Source organism: Mesorhizobium sp. P5_C1, from assembly GCF_054049815.1.
The window spans coordinates 1-560 of record NZ_JBFULQ010001391.1 but is presented as its reverse complement, the minus strand read 5'-3'; the positions used below and the strand labels follow the sequence as shown (position 1 = coordinate 560).

Annotated in this window: 1 protein-coding gene; it reads right to left on the bottom strand. The window is 58.6% G+C overall.

Annotation, left to right across the window (positions count from 1 at the left end; genetic code table 11):
• The coding region (locus tag ACXJ7R_RS35975; protein ID WP_457155923.1) for an aldehyde dehydrogenase family protein at positions 1–548 on the bottom strand (548 nt) is incomplete at its 3' end.
• Between the last annotated feature and the right edge of the window lie 12 nt (positions 549–560).

The window sequence follows — 560 nt, the reverse complement described above, 5'->3', positions numbered from 1 at the left end:
GCGGTTGATAGATCGCGGGTCCAGATCGAGGCGGTAAGGCCGAGGTCGGAGTCGTTGACGGCCTCGAACATCTCCTCCTCGTCTTGCCATTTGATCACCGACATCACTGGTCCGAAAATCTCCTCGCGGGCGATCCTCATTGCGGGATGCACATTCACGAAGACCGTCGGTGGATAGAAGAAGCCGCCCGAGAATTTCGGATCAGCAGGCGCGAGACCGCCTGCAATCAGGGTGGCGCCGTCCTCGTGTCCGTACCGGACATATCTCTCAGTTTTCTCCAATTGCTGCTGGCTGACCAAACAGCCCATTTCAGTTGTCGGGTCGGTGGGAACACCATAGGAAAACTTGGAAACTGCCGCGGTTATTTGTTGGACGACCGCATCGTGAATGGACTCATGCAGGAATATCCTCGATGTGGATCCGCAGGACTGGCCGCACCAGGTGAAGTTCATTCCTTGGACGGCTCCCGCGGCGACCTTGGCCGGGTCAGCGTCGGGAAACGCGACAAGCGCGTTCTTGCCGCCGAGCTCCAGGCTCAACTTCTTCAACGTACCGGCCGC